The organism is Mycobacterium sp. (assembly GCF_965229265.1).
GTDB lineage: Bacteria > Actinomycetota > Actinomycetes > Mycobacteriales > Mycobacteriaceae > Mycobacterium.
Genome location: NZ_CBDDIY010000010.1, coordinates 712,094 through 727,374, shown reverse-complemented (window position 1 = coordinate 727,374; position 15,281 = coordinate 712,094). Strand labels below are relative to the sequence as shown.

Here is a 15,281-nt window from a genome sequence, read left to right as displayed (position 1 = left end):
TCGGGGAAGCTACCCGGGGAAGCTACATTGTGGGCATGGCTCTGACATTCGCCGACGTCATCAAGGCGAAGTACGTTTCGCTGACCACCTTCACCAAGGACGGCACGCCCAAGCCGACCCCGATCTGGGTCGCACCCGACGGCGATCGGGCGCTGGTGATCACCGAGAAGAATGCCTGGAAGGTCAAGCGCATCCGCAACACCCCACGGGTCACGGTGGCGATCTGCGACATGCGGGGCAACGTCAAGAGTGAACCGGTGGAGGCGATCGCGACCGTGCTCGACGAAGGCCAGACCGACCGCGTGTACCGCGCGATCGGCAAGCGCTACGGCATCGTCGGGCAGGTGTTCAACTTCTTCAGCAAGCTGCGCGGCGGAGCGAACCGCACGATCGGCCTGGAATTGCGGGCGGCCTAGCCGCTCGCGCCGCAGAACTCACAGGGTCCTATAAGACTTGCCCGGAACCCCGTTGAGCAGCGACTCGTTGACAGGTACATGGTGATGCGGACGTTCCTGGCCTACGCGCTCGTCGAGCTGGCGGTTCTGGCCCTGCTGACCTGGTCGGTCGGGCTCGGCTGGACGCTGCTCATTCTGCTGGCGACCTCGGTGATCGGCGTCGCGTTGGCCGGTTCTCAGGTCAAGCGGCAGATTCGGCGGCTGCAGCAAACCCGCACCAACCCGCAGGGCGCGGTCGCCGACGGCATGCTGGTCGCATTGGGCACCGTGCTGGTCTTCATCCCCGGGCTGGTCACCACCGCGCTCGGCGCGCTGATGCTGCTGCCGCCGACCCGCAGCGCGGTACGCCCGCTGGCCGGCATGCTGCTCACCCGCGGCATCGCCCGCCGGGTCACGGTGGTGAACCTGGCCGCACCGGGCTATGCCCGCCGCGTCGACTACATCGACGGCGAGGTCGTCGAGGAGCAGGTTTCCGGTCCCGTCCACGAGGCCAACATCGTCCGGCGCTCGACGGTCTACCGCGAGTTCTGACCCTGTGCGGCCGCCCCGGGTGACCGGGGCAGACTGACCACCGTGACCACACTGCTGCTCAACGGACGGGTGCACAGTCCGTCGCACCCGGACGCCACCGCGATGGCGGTGCGCGACGGCGTCGTCGCCTGGCTGGGCAGCGACGATGTCGGGCGCTCCCAGTTCGGCGACGCCCAGCTCGTCGACCTCGACGGCGCCTTCGTCGCTCCCGCGTTCGTCGACAGCCACATCCACCTGACGTCCACCGGTTTGCTGATCACCGGGCTAGACCTGACCGCGGCCACCTCCAAACAGCACTGCCTGAGTCTGGTCGCCGAGCACGCCGCGACCCATCCCGGCCAGCCGATCTGGGCCCACGGCTGGGACGACACCGGCTGGCCGCGCGATGACGTGCCCAGCACCGAGGAACTCGACGCCGTCGTCGGCGCCGTGCCCGCCTACCTGGCCCGTGTCGACGTCCACTCCGCGGTGGCCTCGACGGCGCTGCGCGAATTGGTCGCCGGCCTGCCCGCCGTCGCCGGGTTCGACCCGCTCCGGCCGCTGTCGGCCGAGGCCCACCACCTGATTCGCGGCGAGGCCCGCCGACTGCTGACCTGGCAGCAGCGAGCGGACGCCCGTCGGGCCGCGTTGGACGCCGTGGCCGCGGCGGGCATCGTCGCCGTGCACGAATGCGCCGGTCCCGATATCGGCGGGGCCGACGACTGGCAGGAGCTGCGCGCCACCGCCCACGGTGTCGAGGTCGTCGGCTACTGGGGTGAAGCGGTGTCCAGCGCGGCCCAGGCTCGCGCCCTGATCGAGCAGACCGGGGCCAGGGGACTGGCCGGTGACCTGTTCGTTGATGGTGCGCTGGGGTCGCACACCGCGTGGCTGGGTGAGCCCTACGCCGACGCGCCGCACTCCACGGGCAACTGCTATCTGGACGCCGACGCCGTCGCCGAGCACCTGCTGGCGTGCACCGAGGCGGGTGTGACGGCGGGGTTCCACATCATCGGTGACGCCGCCGTCGCCGCCGTCGTCGACTCCCTGGAACGCACCGTCGAGCGATTCGGCACACCCGCGGTGGCCCGCTGCGGACACCGGCTCGAGCACCTGGAGATGGTCACCCCCGAACAGGCCGCCAAGCTCGGCCAGTGGGGCGTGGTGGCCAGCATGCAACCCAATTTCGACGCGTTGTGGGGCGGTGAGGACGGCATGTACGCCCACCGTCTCGGGATCGGCAGAGCCGCCCAGCTCAACCCCTTCGCGCTGTTAGCATCGGCAGGCGTGCCCATGGCGTTCGGCTCAGATGCCCCGGTGACCAGCATGGATCCCTGGGCGACGGTGCGCGCGGCCAGCCATCACCACACCCCGGCAAGTGCGGTCTCCGTGCGGGCGGCATTCGCCGCCGCCACTCGAGGTGCCTGGCGGGCGGCCGGGGTGCGCGACGGCCTGACTGGCACGCTGGTGGCTGGCGCCCCGGCCTCGTATGCGGTGTGGGAGGCCGCCGGCGGCTCGGCCGAAGCGTTGGACCTCGATGTCAGCGCGCCGGCCAACGCCGTACAGCGCTGGTCCACCGATCCGCGCTCGCGGGTACCCGCGCTGCCCCGGCTGGACCCCGGTGATCCGCTGCCACGCTGCCGCCAGACCGTGCACCGAGGTGTCGTGATCCATGGCTGACGTCGAGACGGCTGGCAGCGACACGGCGGACGTCGAGTCCAGGGCGCCCGGGCGCACCGCCCGGCTGCGCACGTGGTTCACCGTGGCGCTGCCACCGCGGATGATCCGGCTGCTGGTCACGGTGACCGCGGGTCTGCTGCTGTGCATCAGCTTCCCGCCGATCGGGTGGTGGTGGTCGGCGGTACCGGCACTCGCGCTGCTGAGCTGGGTGCTGGTACACCCGAAGACCACGATGGCCGGCGGGTTCGGCTACGGATTTCTGTTCGGGCTGGCGTTCTACGTTCCGCTGCTGCCGTGGATCAGCGGGCTGGTCGGCCCGGTGCCGTGGTTGGCGCTGGCGGCCATGGAGGCGACATTCCCGGCGATGTTCGGGTTGTTCGCGGTTGTCGTTCGGCGCCTGCCGGGGTGGCCACTGTGGTTGGCGCTGCTGTGGTCATTGCAGGAGTGGCTGAAATCCAATGTACCGTTCGGTGGATTTCCCTGGGGGGTAATCGGTTTCGGTCAGACCAATGGACCGTTCCTGTCGCTGGTCCAGCTCGGCGGTGTGCCGTTGCTGTCGTTCGCGACGGTGCTGCTGGGTACGTCGCTGGCCGCGCTGGTGCTGGAGATCGCCCGCTGGTGGCAGCACAGCGGCACGGCCACCCGCAGCGAGCATCCCGCCGTCGCGGGTCTACTGGTGCCGGGTTTGTGCATCGCGGCGGTTCTGCTGGGCACCGCGGTCGCCGCCCCGCAGGTGCGCCGCGCCGGTAGCGGCGCGGGCAACGAGCCGACCGTCACCATCGCCGCCGTGCAGGGCAACGTTCCGCGGCTCGGACTGGACTTCAACAGCCAGCGCCGCGCCGTGCTGGACAACCACGTCCGCGAGACCGTGCAGCTGGCCGACGACGTGCGCGCGGGCAAGGCGCCGCAGCCGCAGTTCGTGGTGTGGCCGGAGAACTCGTCGGACATCGACCCGATGACCAACACCGACGCCGCCCAGCAGATCAGCGTCGCCGCGCAGGCGATCGGCGCGCCGATCCTGGTCGGCACCGTGCTGGCCCGCCCGGACTGGACGCCGGACAACCCCGCCGCGTCGAACACCGTCATCGTCTGGGATCCGGTCACCGGCGCGGGGGAGCGCCACGACAAGCAGATCATTCAGCCGTTCGGCGAATACCTGCCCTGGCGGAGCTTCTTCAAGCACCTGTCCTCGTATGCCGACCGGGCCGGGTACTTCGTCCCCGGTACCGGATCGGGCGTCGTACACGCCGCCGGTGTGCCGGTCGGGGTGGCCACCTGCTGGGAGGTCATCTTCGATCGCGCGCTGCGCGAATCGGTGCGCAACGGCGCTCAGGTGCTCACGGTCCCCACCAACAACGCCACCTTCGACCAGAACATGAGCGAACAGCAGCTGGCGTTCGCGCGGGCGCGCGCCGTCGAGCACGACCGTTATGTGGTGGTCGCCGGTACCACGGGGATCAGCGCCGTGATCGCGCCGAACGGCAGCGAGGTCGCCCGCACCCAGTTCTTCACGCCGGCCTATCTGGACTTCTCCGTACGCCTGAAAACCTCCCAGACCCCGGCCACCCGGTGGGGCCCGTTCGTGCAATGGGCGCTGGTAGGAGCCGCCGTTGCCGTCATTTTTGCGGCCATACTGCACAATGGTTGGTTCATGCGCCCGTTACGCCGGCGGCGGCGGGCACGGGACGTCGTCAGCGTGTCCGAGGCCGGAGACGACGTCGACAGCCCGCCGGAGCAGGTCGATTCATTGTCGGCCCCGGCCGGGCAGCACGATAAAGGAGAGTCATGAGCAACCAGGGCACAACGGGCTCCGAGAGGGGCTCCGAGCGCCCCAGCCAGCGCACCCTGGTGATCATCCCGACGTTCAACGAGCTGGAGAACCTGCCGCTGATCCTGGGCCGGGTGCACAAGGCATGTCCGGATGTTCACGTGCTGATCGTCGACGACGGTAGCCCCGACGGGACCGGGGCGCTGGCCGACGAGCTGTCGCTGGCCGACCCCGACCGGGTGCACGTGATGCATCGCACCGTCAAGGACGGCCTCGGGGCCGCCTACCTCGCCGGTTTCGCCTGGGGGCTGGGACGGCAGTACAGCGTGCTGGTGGAGATGGATGCCGACGGCAGCCATGCCCCCGAGCAGCTCTATCGACTTCTCGACGCGATCGACAAGGGAGCGGATCTGGCGATCGGTTCCCGCTACGTCGAGGGCGGCACCGTCCGTAACTGGCCCTGGCGGCGGCTGGTGCTCTCCAAGACCGCCAACACTTATTCGCGGGTGCTGCTCGGCGTGGGGATCCACGACATCACCGCCGGCTACCGTGCCTACCGGCGCGAGGTCCTGGAGAAGATCGACCTGTCAGCGGTCGACTCCAAGGGTTATTGCTTCCAGATCGACCTGACCTGGCGCACCATCAACAACGGCTTCACCGTCGTGGAAGTGCCGATCACCTTCAGCGAACGCGAACTCGGGGTGTCGAAAATGAGTGGTTCCAACATCCGCGAGGCGATGGTCAAGGTTGCCCAGTGGGGCGTCGGCGGACGCCTGGACCGGGCCCGCGGCGTCGTTCGCTAAGGCCCGGGCCGCGTTCAGCTGCCGCGGCGCTTGGTCTTGATCAGGTCCAGCCGCTCCTTGAGCAGCTCCTCGAGCTCCTCCACCGAGCGCCGCTCCAGCAGCATGTCCCAGTGGGTGCGCGGCGGCTTGACCTTCTTGGGTTCCGGCAGATCGCCGTCGATCAGGGTGCCGTCCATGCCGTTCTTGCAGGGCCAGGTGCCCGGGATCTCGGCGTCGTCGGCAAACGGGACGTCGAATTCCTCGCCGTTCTCGGTGCGGTACCGCGCGATCTGACGCGGCGCCAGGTCGTGGTTGCGGTCAGTCTCGTAGCTCACGGCTCCGAGCCGGCTGCCTCTCAGGACACGATCAGCCATCGTCAACATCTCCTCAAAACGCGATATGAAGTCCGGTTAATGAACGCAGGACTGCTCGCCCCAGTTCCCGACTCGACCCCTCATGCTACCGGGATCACTGCGGGAACCCGTCTACAGTCTCAAGGCGTGACGCGTCGTTCCCGCTCGCAGCCGTGCCGGTGGTGCGGCCGCGAGGTAGCCGACGCCGGGATGGGGCGGCGCAGACAGTACTGCCGCCAGTCGTGCCGACAGCGCGCCTACGAGCAGCGGGCGATGGTGAAGGGCAGCTCGATCCCGGAGGACGCCGTGGTGTTGTCCGCCGACGAGGCGGCCGAGCTGTCCGATCGGGTTTATCAGGTGCGCTGCGCTGCCGAGGACGTCGCGACCGCGATCGACGAGGGCGCCGCCACCGACGAGCTGCGCGAGTTGTGCGACGCCCTGGTTCGGGCCGCCAAGGCCGCCGACGGATGGCGCTGACGGCGCGCTGAGGCCGGCGCCCTTTTCGTCATCACGAATCAAACCCTTACCGGGCCGGGTGGGTGTTCCTAGGGTCGAATGTCGCGACGGCTTCGGGCTGTCGCATGCCCATCACCTGTCTGCCACGTGCACCAAAAGGACTCACACCGTGACCACGCCCGCCGCACCGGCCACCGCGCCGGTCCTGCCGGCGGGCACCCGCTCAGCCACCCCGCGCCGCAACCGCAAGTGGACGATCGCGCGGTGGGCCTCACCGGTCGTCCTGCTGGTGCTGTGGCAACTGGGCAGCGCGCTCGGGCTGATTTCGCAGGATGTGTTGCCGGCACCGTCACTGATCGCCGAGGCGGGCGTGGAACTCATCCGCAACGGCCAGCTCGCCGACGCACTGGGCGTGTCCGGTGTGCGGGTGGTGGAGGGCCTGCTGCTGGGCGGGATCATTGGCGTAGGTCTTGGCACCGCGGTCGGTTTGTCCCGCTGGACCGAGGCGACGGTCGACCCACCCATGCAGATGCTGCGGGCCTTGCCCCATCTCGGCCTGATCCCGTTGTTCATCCTGTGGTTCGGTATCGGCGAGCTTCCCAAGGTGCTCCTGGTGGCCCTCGGCGTGAGCTTCCCGCTGTACCTGAACACCTTCTCCGCGATCCGGCAGGTCGACCCCAAGCTGTTCGAAACGGCTGATGTGCTTGGCTTTTCGTTCCGACAGCGATTCAGCAACATCATCATTCCGAGTGTGGCGCCGCAGGTGCTCGTCGGTCTGCGCCAGTCGTTGGCGATCGCCTGGCTGACGCTGATCGTCGCCGAACAGATCAACGCCGACAAGGGCATCGGCTTCCTGATCAACAACGCCCGCGACTTCCTGCGCATCGACATCATCATCTTCGGTCTGGTTGTCTATGCGCTGCTGGGGATCGCAACCGACGCCGTGGTGCGCGCGATGGAGCAGCGAGCCCTGAGGTACCGGTCATGACCGTGACGTCCGAGCGGAAGACCGGAATTGCCGCGCAGCTGCGGCACATTGACAAGTGGTACGGCGAGCAGCAGGTACTGCAGGACGTGTCACTGACCGTCGGTGCCGGGGAGATCGTCGCGCTCGTGGGCCGCAGCGGTTCCGGCAAGTCCACTGTGCTGCGGGTGCTGGCCGGGCTGTCCAGCGACCACACCGGCGAGCGGGTGGTGGCCGGTCCACCGGCGCTGGCGTTTCAGGAGCCGCGGCTGTTCCCGTGGCGCACCGTGCAGACCAATGTGGGCTACGGATTGACCCGGTTCCGGCTGCCACGCAGCGAGGTAACGGCACGCGCCCAGCAGGCACTGGCCGATGTGGGCCTGGCCGATCGTGCCGATTCCTGGCCCCTGACCCTGTCCGGGGGTCAGGCGCAGCGGGTGTCGCTGGCCCGGGCGCTGGTCGCCGAGCCCGAGCTGCTGCTGCTCGACGAGCCCTTCGGCGCGCTGGATGCGCTCACCCGGCTGAGCATGCATGCGTTGCTGCTCGAGCTGTGGCGCCGCCACGGGTTCGGGGTGTTGCTGGTCACCCACGACGTGAACGAGGCAGTGGCACTGGCCGACCGGGTGCTGGTACTCGAAGCCGGCCGCGTGGTGCATGCGACCGAGATCACCGACCCGCGGCGGCCGACCGGCAATCCGTCGGCGCAGACCGAGAATCACCGTGTCGAGCTGCTCGAGCAGCTCGGCGTACAGATCTGATCAGGAGTTAGCTTGCATCCCAAAGTAATTCGTCGCCTGGTGGTCGCATTCGCCGTGCTCGGCCTGCTGTTGACCGGCTGCGTATCCCGGCAGGAGAACGCCGGTGTGGCCAAGGCGCCGGAGAGTGTTCCGTTGACCGAATTGTCGGGCCTGACTCTGCAGGTGGGCGACCAGAAGGGCGGGACGGAGTCACTGTTGCGGGCCGCCGGGGCGTTGGAGAACCTCCCGTACCAGATCGCGTTCTCCACGTTCACCTCCGGACCGCCCCAGGTGGAGGCCGCGACGGCAGGCAAGATCGACTTCGCCATCACCGGCAACACCCCGCCGATCTTCGGTGCGGCCTCGGGTGCCAAGGTCAAGGTGGTCTCGGCCTACAACGGCGGCGGCGTCGGGGACCAGATCCTGGTCCGGGCGGACTCGCCGATCACCTCGGTGGGCGACCTGCGCGGCAAGAGCATTCTGGTGGCCAAGGGCAGTTCGGCCCACGGCAACGTGCTGGGCCAGCTGGACAAGGCGGGATTGACACCGGCCGACGTGAAGCTGGTGTTCTTGCAGCCGGCTGACGCGTTGTCGGCGTTCCGGGCCGGTGAGGCCGACGCGTGGGCGATCTGGGATCCCTACACCGCGCAGGCCGAACAGCAGTTGCCGGTTCGGACCATCGCCCAGGCCAAGGGGGTGACCAACGGCTATTGGTTCGGGGTGGCCTCCGACGTGGCGCTGGCGGACCCCAAACGCAACACGGCACTGTCCGATTTGCTGGTGCGCTTCGCCAAGGCCTGCAAGTGGGCCCAGGACCATCCGCAGGAATGGGCCCAGAAGTATGCCGCCGCAGTGGGGTTGGACCCCAAGGTCGCCGAGGTGTCGCAAGGCCGCAGCCTGCGGCTGCCGACGGCACTGAGTGACGAGGTGGTGGCCTCCGAGCAGAAGATCGCGGATTTGTTCGCGTCGTCGGGACAGATTCAGTCCGCCCCCGATTTCGCCAAGTGGGTCGACCGTCGCTACGCCGACGTGCTCGAGCCGAACCTGATCAGCGCAAACTAGGAGGCGTCGTGCCCGCAAAGTTCTTTTGGTTCCTGCCGACCAACGGCGACAGTCGCTCGATCGTGGGAGCCTCGCATGCGTCGTCGCATCACACCATTCCCGATGGATACCGGGCACCGTCGCGCCGGTACTTGGCCGAGGTGGCGCGAGCGGCCGACCGGCTGGGTTTCGAAGGGGTGCTCACGCCGACCGGAACTTGGTGCGAGGACGCGTGGTTGACGGCCTCGGCGTTGCTCGCCGAGACGGAACGGCTGAAGTTCCTGGTGGCATTCCGACCCGGTCTGGTTCCGCCGACGCTGGCCGCGCAGCAGGCCGCGACCTTCCAACGATTCTCCGACGGCCGGTTGCTGCTCAATGTGGTCAGTGGTGGCGATGACTCCGAACAGCGGCGCTTCGGTGACTGGCTCAGTCACGACGAACGCTACGCCCGCACCGGCGAATTCCTGCAGATCGTCAAGTCGGTCTGGGGTCAGGAGTCGGTCGACTTCGAGGGGGAGTACTACAAGGTGCGCGACGCCCGGGTGTCCGCGCCGCCGAACCCGTTGCCGGAGTTTTACTTTGGCGGCTCATCGGCCGCGGCGCTGCCGATCGCGGCTGAGCATGTCGACGTCTACCTGACGTGGGGCGAACCCCCGCAGGCCGCGGCGGCGAAGATCAACGAGGTGCGAGCGCTCGCGCAGGCGCGCGGCCGCACACTGCGGTTCGGTATCCGGCTGCACACCATCACCCGTGACACCTCTGCAGCCGCGTGGGCGGTCGCCGAGGAACTGGTGAGCGAGCTGACGCCCGATCAGATCGAACAGGCCACCAAGCTGCATTCACGCTCGGATTCCGAGGGCCAGCGTCGGATGACCGCGCTGCACGGTGGGCGCGTCGACAAACTGGAGATCTACCCGAACCTATGGGCCGGCGTCGGACTTGTTCGCGGGGGCGCGGGCACGGCCCTGGTCGGCAGCCACCAAGAGGTCGCCAACCTCATCTGGGAGTACCACTCCGTCGGCTTCGACGAGTTCATCCTGTCCGGCTACCCCCATCTGGAAGAGGCCTACTGGTTCGCCGAAGGCGTGCTGCCGATCCTGCGCGCCAAGGGAGTACTGGCCACCTAATCCGCCTCGCCGCTTCCGCAAACGAAATAGGCTCGTCAGCGCTCGGTCAGCGGAATTCCTCGGCACTGGCCTCGATCCAATCCGAGAGCCACGTCTGCGGTGGCGTATCCAGCAGCTCGCCGGGCATCAACCATTCGTATATCTCGGCGTAGGTGCGGTTGGCGGAGTAATCGATCCGTCGGTTGAGCATCGACGGCCTGAGTTCGTCGAAGCTGTCCAGGCCCATCGAGGCGACCATCTGAGCGGCGCTGGCCACCGTCGCCCGCTGGAAGTTGGCCACCCGGTCGATCTTGTCGGGGACATAGAGCGCTCGGGCCAGCTCCTGGTCCTGGGTGGCCACACCGGTGGGGCACCGGTTGGTGTGGCATTTCATGGCCTGGATACATCCGACCGCGAACATCATCGCGCGGGCGGACAGGGTGAAGTCAGCGCCCTGGATCAGGCGCCGGACGATGTCGAATCCGCTGGCCACCTTCCCGGACGCGCCGATCTTGATGTGACTGCGCAGGCCGGTTCCGACCAGGCAGTTGTGCACCAGCATCAGGCCGTGAGTCAACGGCATACCGACGTGGTCTTCGAATTCCTGTGGCGCCGCGCCGGTTCCGCCCTCGGAGCCGTCGACGATGATGAAATCGGGGGTGATGCCGGTGTGCAGCATCGCCTTGCAGATCGACAAGAATTCAGTGCGGGCGCCGATGCAGAGTTTGAACCCGACCGGCTTGCCGCCGGACAGTGCGCGCAGCGTGGCGACGAAATGCATCAACTCCGCGGGAGTATGGAAAGCAGTGTGCGCGGGTGGCGACACCACGGTCTGCCCGATCGGCACGCCACGGGTGGCGGCGATCTCGGCGGTCACCTTGGCGCCGGGCAGCACGCCACCCAGCCCCGGTTTGGCGCCCTGCGACAGCTTGATCGAGATTGCCTTCACCGCCGGCAGATTGGCCTTCTCCTCGAACAGGGCGGCGTCGAAGTGTCCGTGGGCGTCGCGGCAGCCGAAATAGCCGGAGCCGATCTCCCAGATCAGGTCGCCGCCATGCTTGAGGTGGTGCGGGCTGATCGCGCCTTCGCCGGTGTCGTGGGCGAACCCGCCGCGGGCGGCGCCGCCGTTGAGTGCCTCGATGGCGTTGCCGGACAGCGCCCCGAAGCTCATCGCCGAGACGTTGAGCAGTGCGATGTCATAGGGCTGCGTGCAGTCCGCACCGCCGAGGCGAACCCGGGGAGCCAGATCCGTCGCGATCCGGGCTCGCAGCGAATGGCGCAGGAATTCATACCCCACGGCGTTGACATCGCGTTCGGTCCCGAACGGTTCGTCACCCTTGGTGCCCTTCGCCCGGCTGTAGACCATGGTGCGGGTCTCCCGGTCGAACGGGGCGCCGTCGGTGTTGGACTCGATGAAGTACTGCTGAATCTCGGGGCGGATCAGCTCGGCCGCGAAGCGGGCGTGACCCAGCACGGGGTAGGCCCGCAGAACCGAGTGTTTGGTCTGCACGAGATCCCAGGTGCCCAGGACGGCCAACGCCGCGACGGCCGCCGCCAGCACCCACCAGCCGTCCTGGGCGATGAATGCCAGCGCGCCGAGCGCGAGTGCCGCCGCCCAAAAGGCAGACACGATCAACAGCCTCGTCATGTGACCCCCCGAAGGTCTCAACCCGGGCTGCTGCCGGGATGGGCGAAATGCCTGCGAGGCGTCATTCTGGCATCACCTATGATCGTCACTTGCGTCGCATCCGTGTCGCGAACAGCCCGGCAGCCAAAAGGAGAGTCTCGCCGCGTGGGTGAGCAACCCGTCGACTTGTCGCAGGAGTCGTTGACCGAGGCCGTCAGCGCGGCCCGCCATGCCTTTGACCAGGCCGCCGACCTCGATGCGTTGGCCCGCGCCAAGACCGAGCACCTCGGCGACCGCGCGCCGCTGGCCCTGGCCCGCCAGGCACTGGCGACCCTGCCCAAGGACGACCGGGCCGATGCCGGCAAGCGCGTCAACGTTGCCCGCGCCGAGGCCCAGCGCGGCTACGACGAGCGCCTGGCGGCGCTGCGCGCCGAGCGGGACGCCGCGGTTCTGGTGGCCGAGGCCGTCGACGTCACGCTGCCCTCCACCCGTCAACCGATCGGAGCGCGCCACCCGATCACGATCCTGGCCGAGCACATTGCCGACACCTTCGTCGCGATGGGCTGGGAGCTGGCCGAGGGCCCCGAGGTCGAAACCGAACAGTTCAACTTCGACGCGCTGAACTTCCCGCCCGACCATCCGGCCCGCAGCGAATCGGACACCTTCCACATCGCGCCGGAAGGGTCGCGGCAGCTGCTGCGCACCCACACCTCTCCGGTGCAGGTGCGCACCCTGCTGGACCGTGAGCTGCCGGTCTACATCGTCTCGATCGGGCGTACCTTCCGCACCGACGAGCTCGACGCCACCCACACCCCGGTCTTCCACCAGGTCGAGGGCCTGGCCGTCGACCGCGGCCTGACCATGGCACACCTGCGCGGCACGCTGGACGCCTTCGCCCGCTCCGAGTTCGGCCCGGGCGCGCGTACCCGCATGCGACCGCACTTCTTCCCGTTCACCGAACCGTCGGCCGAGGTGGACATCTGGTTCCCCAACAAGAAGGGCGGCCCCGGCTGGGTCGAGTGGGGTGGCTGCGGCATGGTGAACCCGAATGTGTTGCGCGCCGCGGGGATCGACCCGCAGGAGTACTCCGGCTTCGCGTTCGGTATGGGGCTGGAACGCACCCTGCAGTTCCGCAACGGCATCCCCGATATGCGTGACATGGTCGAGGGCGACGTGCGGTTCTCGCTGCCGTTCGGGGTTGGGGTCTAATGCGTCTTCCCTACAGCTGGTTGCGCGAGGTCGTCCAGCGCGGCGCCCCCGGGTGGGACGTGCAGCCCCACGATCTGGAACGGGCGCTGATCCGGGTTGGCCACGAGGTCGAGGACATCATCACCCTGGGACCGGTAAGCGGGCCGCTAACCGTGGGCCGGGTCACCGAGATCGAGGAACTCACCGAGTTCAAGAAGCCCATCAGGGCCTGCAAGGTCGACGTCGGCGAGCAGCAGGACCGTGACATCGTCTGCGGTGCAACGAACTTCGCCATCGGCGATACCGTGGTCGTGGCGTTGCCCGGAACCACGCTGCCGGGCGATTTCTACATCGCCAGCCGCAAGACCTACGGCCGGCTCTCCGACGGAATGATCTGCTCGGCCGCCGAACTGGGCCTGGGCTCCGACCAGTCCGGGATCCTGGTGCTGCCGCCGGGCACCGCCGAGCCGGGCGAGGACGGGATCGCCGTACTCGGCCTCGACGACGTGATCTTCGACCTGGCGATCACCCCGGACCGCGGCTACTGCATGTCGGTGCGCGGCATCGCCCGGGAGATCGCCTGCGCCTACGACCTGGACTACGTCGATCCGGCCGACATCGCAGCACTGCCCGCCGAGGGGCCGGCGCTGCCGGTGACGATCGAGGCCGGCACCGGTGTCAGCCGGTTCGCGCTGCGTCCGGTCACCGGCATCGACCCGAAGGCGCAGTCGCCATGGTGGCTGCGCCGCCGGCTGATGCTCTCGGGCATCCGGCCGATCTCGCCGGCCGTCGACGTCACCAACTACGTGATGCTCGAGATCGGTCACCCGATGCATGCCCACGACCGCAGCCGCATCAGCGGTGAGTTCATCGTCCGGTTCGCCCACCCGGGCGAAACCGTCGTCACCCTCGACGACGTCGAACGCACCCTCGATCCCGGTGACGTGCTGATCGTCGACGACGTCGCGACCGCCGCGATCGGCGGCGTCATGGGTGCGGGCACCACCGAGATCGACGACGACTCCACCGACATCCTGCTGGAGGCGGCGGTCTGGGACCCCGCGACGGTGTCGCGCACGATCCGTCGGCTGCACCTGGTCAGCGAGGCCGGCCGGCGCTACGAGCGCGCTGTCGATCCCGCGATCTCGGTCGCCGCGGTGGACCGCTGCGCTGCGCTGCTCGCCGAGATCGCCGGCGGCACCGTCGAGCCAAGGCTGACCGACTGGCGTGGCGACCCGCCGCGCGAGGACTGGTCGCCCGCCCCGGTGCGGATGCGTTTCGACCTGCCCGACCGGATGGCCGGCGTCGAGTACGAGGGCGGCGCCGCGTTCAACCGGCTGACCCAGGTCGGGGCTCGCGTCGTCGAGGACGACGCCGACCCAACCATCCTCGTGGTGACCCCGCCGAGCTGGCGACCCGATCTGGTGCAGCCCGCCGACCTGGTCGAGGAGGTGCTGCGCCTGGAGGGACTGGACAAGATCCCCTCGGTGCTGCCCACTGCGCCCGCCGGCCGCGGGCTCACGGCGGGGCAGAAGCGGCGCCGTGCCGTCGGCAAGTCACTGGCCCTGTCCGGATACGTCGAGGTGCTGCCGAGCCCGTTCCTGCCGGCCGGGGTTTTCGACACGTGGGGGCTTGCCCCCGACGACTCCCGGCGATCCGTGGTGTCGGTGCTCAACCCGCTGGAGGCCGACCGCCCGCACCTGGCCACCACGCTGCTGCCGGCCTTGCTGGAAGCGTTGTCCCGCAACGTGTCCCGCGGATTCGTCGACGTCGCGCTGTTTTCCATCGCGCAGGTCGTGCACCCGACCGAGCAGACCCGCCGCCTCGAGCTGATCCCGACGCACCGCCGGCCGACCGAGGGCGAGATCGCCGAGCTCAACGAGTCGCTGCCGGACCAGCCCGTGCACGTCGGTGCGGTGCTGACCGGGCTGCGCGAGCCGCGCGGACCGTGGGGCCCGGGGCGCCCGGTGGAGGCCGCCGACGCGTTCGAGGCGGTCCGGGTGATCGCCCGGGCGTGCGGTGTCGACGTGACGTTGCGGGCCGCCCAGCAGCTGCCGTGGCATCCGGGCCGCTGCGCCGAGGTCCTCGTCGCCGACAAGGTCGTCGGCCACGCCGGCCAGCTGCACCCGGCGGTGATCGAACGTGCCGGACTGCCAAAGGGCACCTGCGCCATCGAGGTCAACCTCGATGGGGTGCCGATCACCGAGACGCTGCCCGCGCCGCGGGTGTCGCCGTTCCCGGCGGTCTTCCAGGACGTCAGCCTGGTGGTGGCCGTCGATGTCCCCGCCCAGGCCGTGATCGACGCGGTGCGCGACGGGGCCGGCGAGCTGGTGGAGGACGTCGCGCTGTTCGACGTCTACACCGGCCCGCAGATCGGGGAGGACCGCAAGTCGCTGACGCTGGCGCTGCGGTTCCGAGCCCCCGACCGGACGCTGACCGAGGACGAGGCCAGCGCGGCGCGCGATGCCGCGGTGGCCGCGGCCGCCGAGCGTCTCGGCGCCGTCCAGCGCCGCTGACCCCTGCGCCCCTGCCGGGCTCCCGGCCTCCCAGATCGCCCAAACCGACAAACGGGCGAACTTGTGCGAGTAGATCGCGCCATTGCGTCGATCTCGACCAA

Annotated in this window: 14 protein-coding genes; 12 read left to right on the top strand and 2 right to left on the bottom strand. The window is 68.9% G+C overall.

The annotated features are described in order from the left end of the window. Nucleotides 1–35 precede the first annotated feature (35 nt). The 5 genes from ADBZ9K_RS05600 (at nucleotide 36) to ADBZ9K_RS05580 (ending at nucleotide 5,213) form a co-directional block, all read left to right on the top strand. On the top strand, nucleotides 36–416 hold the full coding sequence (locus ADBZ9K_RS05600) for a PPOX class F420-dependent oxidoreductase (protein ID WP_526619034.1): 381 nt from the start codon (nucleotides 36–38) through the stop codon (nucleotides 414–416). An 84-nt stretch (nucleotides 417–500) separates the two neighbouring features. Next, on the top strand, nucleotides 501–986 hold the full coding sequence (locus ADBZ9K_RS05595; RefSeq protein WP_526619033.1) for an FxsA family protein: 486 nt from the start codon (nucleotides 501–503) through the stop codon (nucleotides 984–986). Between the two features lie 42 nt (nucleotides 987–1,028). Next, on the top strand, nucleotides 1,029–2,642 hold the full coding sequence (locus tag ADBZ9K_RS05590; protein ID WP_526619032.1) for an amidohydrolase: 1,614 nt from the start codon (nucleotides 1,029–1,031) through the stop codon (nucleotides 2,640–2,642). Continuing rightward, the gene (gene lnt / locus ADBZ9K_RS05585) at nucleotides 2,635–4,431 is read left to right on the top strand and encodes an apolipoprotein N-acyltransferase (protein ID WP_526619031.1); all 1,797 of its coding nucleotides are present in this window, start codon (nucleotides 2,635–2,637) and stop codon (nucleotides 4,429–4,431) included. The genes ADBZ9K_RS05590 and lnt overlap by 8 nt, the downstream gene beginning before the upstream one ends. Next, nucleotides 4,428–5,213, top strand: coding sequence for a polyprenol monophosphomannose synthase (locus ADBZ9K_RS05580; protein ID WP_526619029.1), 786 nt, complete (start codon nucleotides 4,428–4,430; stop codon nucleotides 5,211–5,213). Before lnt ends, ADBZ9K_RS05580 begins: the two co-directional genes overlap by 4 nt. Nucleotides 5,214–5,227: 14 nt before the next feature. Here ADBZ9K_RS05580 and ADBZ9K_RS05575 read toward each other — a convergent pair whose 3' ends face one another. After that, entirely contained in the window at nucleotides 5,228–5,566 is a 339-nt protein-coding gene (locus ADBZ9K_RS05575) for an RNA polymerase-binding protein RbpA (protein WP_526619028.1), read from the bottom strand. A 126-nt stretch (nucleotides 5,567–5,692) separates the two neighbouring features. On the opposite strand from ADBZ9K_RS05575, the gene ADBZ9K_RS05570 reads away from it, so the two are divergent. From ADBZ9K_RS05570 to ADBZ9K_RS05550, 5 genes are all read left to right on the top strand, one after another. Beyond that, nucleotides 5,693–6,022, top strand: coding sequence for a hypothetical protein (locus ADBZ9K_RS05570; RefSeq protein WP_526619027.1), 330 nt, complete (start codon nucleotides 5,693–5,695; stop codon nucleotides 6,020–6,022). A 184-nt stretch (nucleotides 6,023–6,206) separates the two neighbouring features. Next, nucleotides 6,207–6,989 carry an ABC transporter permease gene (locus ADBZ9K_RS05565; RefSeq protein WP_526620757.1) on the top strand — a complete coding sequence of 261 codons (783 nt, stop codon included), beginning with the start codon at nucleotides 6,207–6,209 and terminating at the stop codon, nucleotides 6,987–6,989. Next, nucleotides 6,986–7,723 (top strand): ABC transporter ATP-binding protein, encoded by a 738-nt coding sequence (locus ADBZ9K_RS05560; protein WP_526619026.1) that lies wholly within the window; start codon nucleotides 6,986–6,988, stop codon nucleotides 7,721–7,723. The genes ADBZ9K_RS05565 and ADBZ9K_RS05560 overlap by 4 nt, the downstream gene beginning before the upstream one ends. Nucleotides 7,724–7,735: 12 nt before the next feature. Next, complete coding sequence (locus tag ADBZ9K_RS05555) at nucleotides 7,736–8,764, top strand: ABC transporter substrate-binding protein (RefSeq protein WP_526619025.1); 1,029 nt, start codon at nucleotides 7,736–7,738, stop codon at nucleotides 8,762–8,764. Nucleotides 8,765–8,772: 8 nt separating this feature from the next. Beyond that, on the top strand, nucleotides 8,773–9,870 hold the full coding sequence (locus ADBZ9K_RS05550; RefSeq protein WP_526619023.1) for an LLM class flavin-dependent oxidoreductase: 1,098 nt from the start codon (nucleotides 8,773–8,775) through the stop codon (nucleotides 9,868–9,870). 46 nt (nucleotides 9,871–9,916) lie between these two features. Here ADBZ9K_RS05550 and ADBZ9K_RS05545 read toward each other — a convergent pair whose 3' ends face one another. Continuing rightward, nucleotides 9,917–11,497: an FMN-binding glutamate synthase family protein gene (locus ADBZ9K_RS05545; protein ID WP_526619022.1), complete on the bottom strand. Its 1,581-nt coding sequence runs from the start codon at nucleotides 11,495–11,497 to the stop codon at nucleotides 9,917–9,919. 144 nt (nucleotides 11,498–11,641) lie between these two features. Here ADBZ9K_RS05545 and pheS point away from each other — a divergent pair, with 144 nt between their 5' ends. Next, a complete protein-coding gene (gene pheS, locus ADBZ9K_RS05540; RefSeq protein WP_526619021.1) occupies nucleotides 11,642–12,685 on the top strand; it encodes a phenylalanine--tRNA ligase subunit alpha in 1,044 nt (347 codons plus the stop codon). Then, nucleotides 12,685–15,180: a phenylalanine--tRNA ligase subunit beta gene (gene pheT, locus ADBZ9K_RS05535; RefSeq protein ID WP_526619019.1), complete on the top strand. Its 2,496-nt coding sequence runs from the start codon at nucleotides 12,685–12,687 to the stop codon at nucleotides 15,178–15,180. Before pheS ends, pheT begins: the two co-directional genes overlap by 1 nt. The last annotated feature ends 101 nt before the right edge of the window (nucleotides 15,181–15,281 follow it).

What these genes read in the sequence shown, in the direction of transcription:
- ADBZ9K_RS05600 (WP_526619034.1), top strand. Translation starts at nt 36, where the DNA reads ATGGCTCTGACATTCGCCGACGTCATCAAGGCGAAGTACGTTTCGCTG.
- ADBZ9K_RS05595 (WP_526619033.1), top strand. Translation starts at nt 501, where the DNA reads ATGCGGACGTTCCTGGCCTACGCGCTCGTCGAGCTGGCGGTTCTGGCC.
- lnt (WP_526619031.1), top strand. Translation starts at nt 2,635, where the DNA reads ATGGCTGACGTCGAGACGGCTGGCAGCGACACGGCGGACGTCGAGTCC.
- ADBZ9K_RS05580 (WP_526619029.1), top strand. Translation starts at nt 4,428, where the DNA reads ATGAGCAACCAGGGCACAACGGGCTCCGAGAGGGGCTCCGAGCGCCCC.
- ADBZ9K_RS05575 (WP_526619028.1), bottom strand. Translation starts at nt 5,566, where the DNA reads ATGGCTGATCGTGTCCTGAGAGGCAGCCGGCTCGGAGCCGTGAGCTAC.
- ADBZ9K_RS05560 (WP_526619026.1), top strand. Translation starts at nt 6,986, where the DNA reads ATGACCGTGACGTCCGAGCGGAAGACCGGAATTGCCGCGCAGCTGCGG.
- ADBZ9K_RS05545 (WP_526619022.1), bottom strand. Translation starts at nt 11,497, where the DNA reads ATGACGAGGCTGTTGATCGTGTCTGCCTTTTGGGCGGCGGCACTCGCG.
- pheT (WP_526619019.1), top strand. Translation starts at nt 12,685, where the DNA reads ATGCGTCTTCCCTACAGCTGGTTGCGCGAGGTCGTCCAGCGCGGCGCC.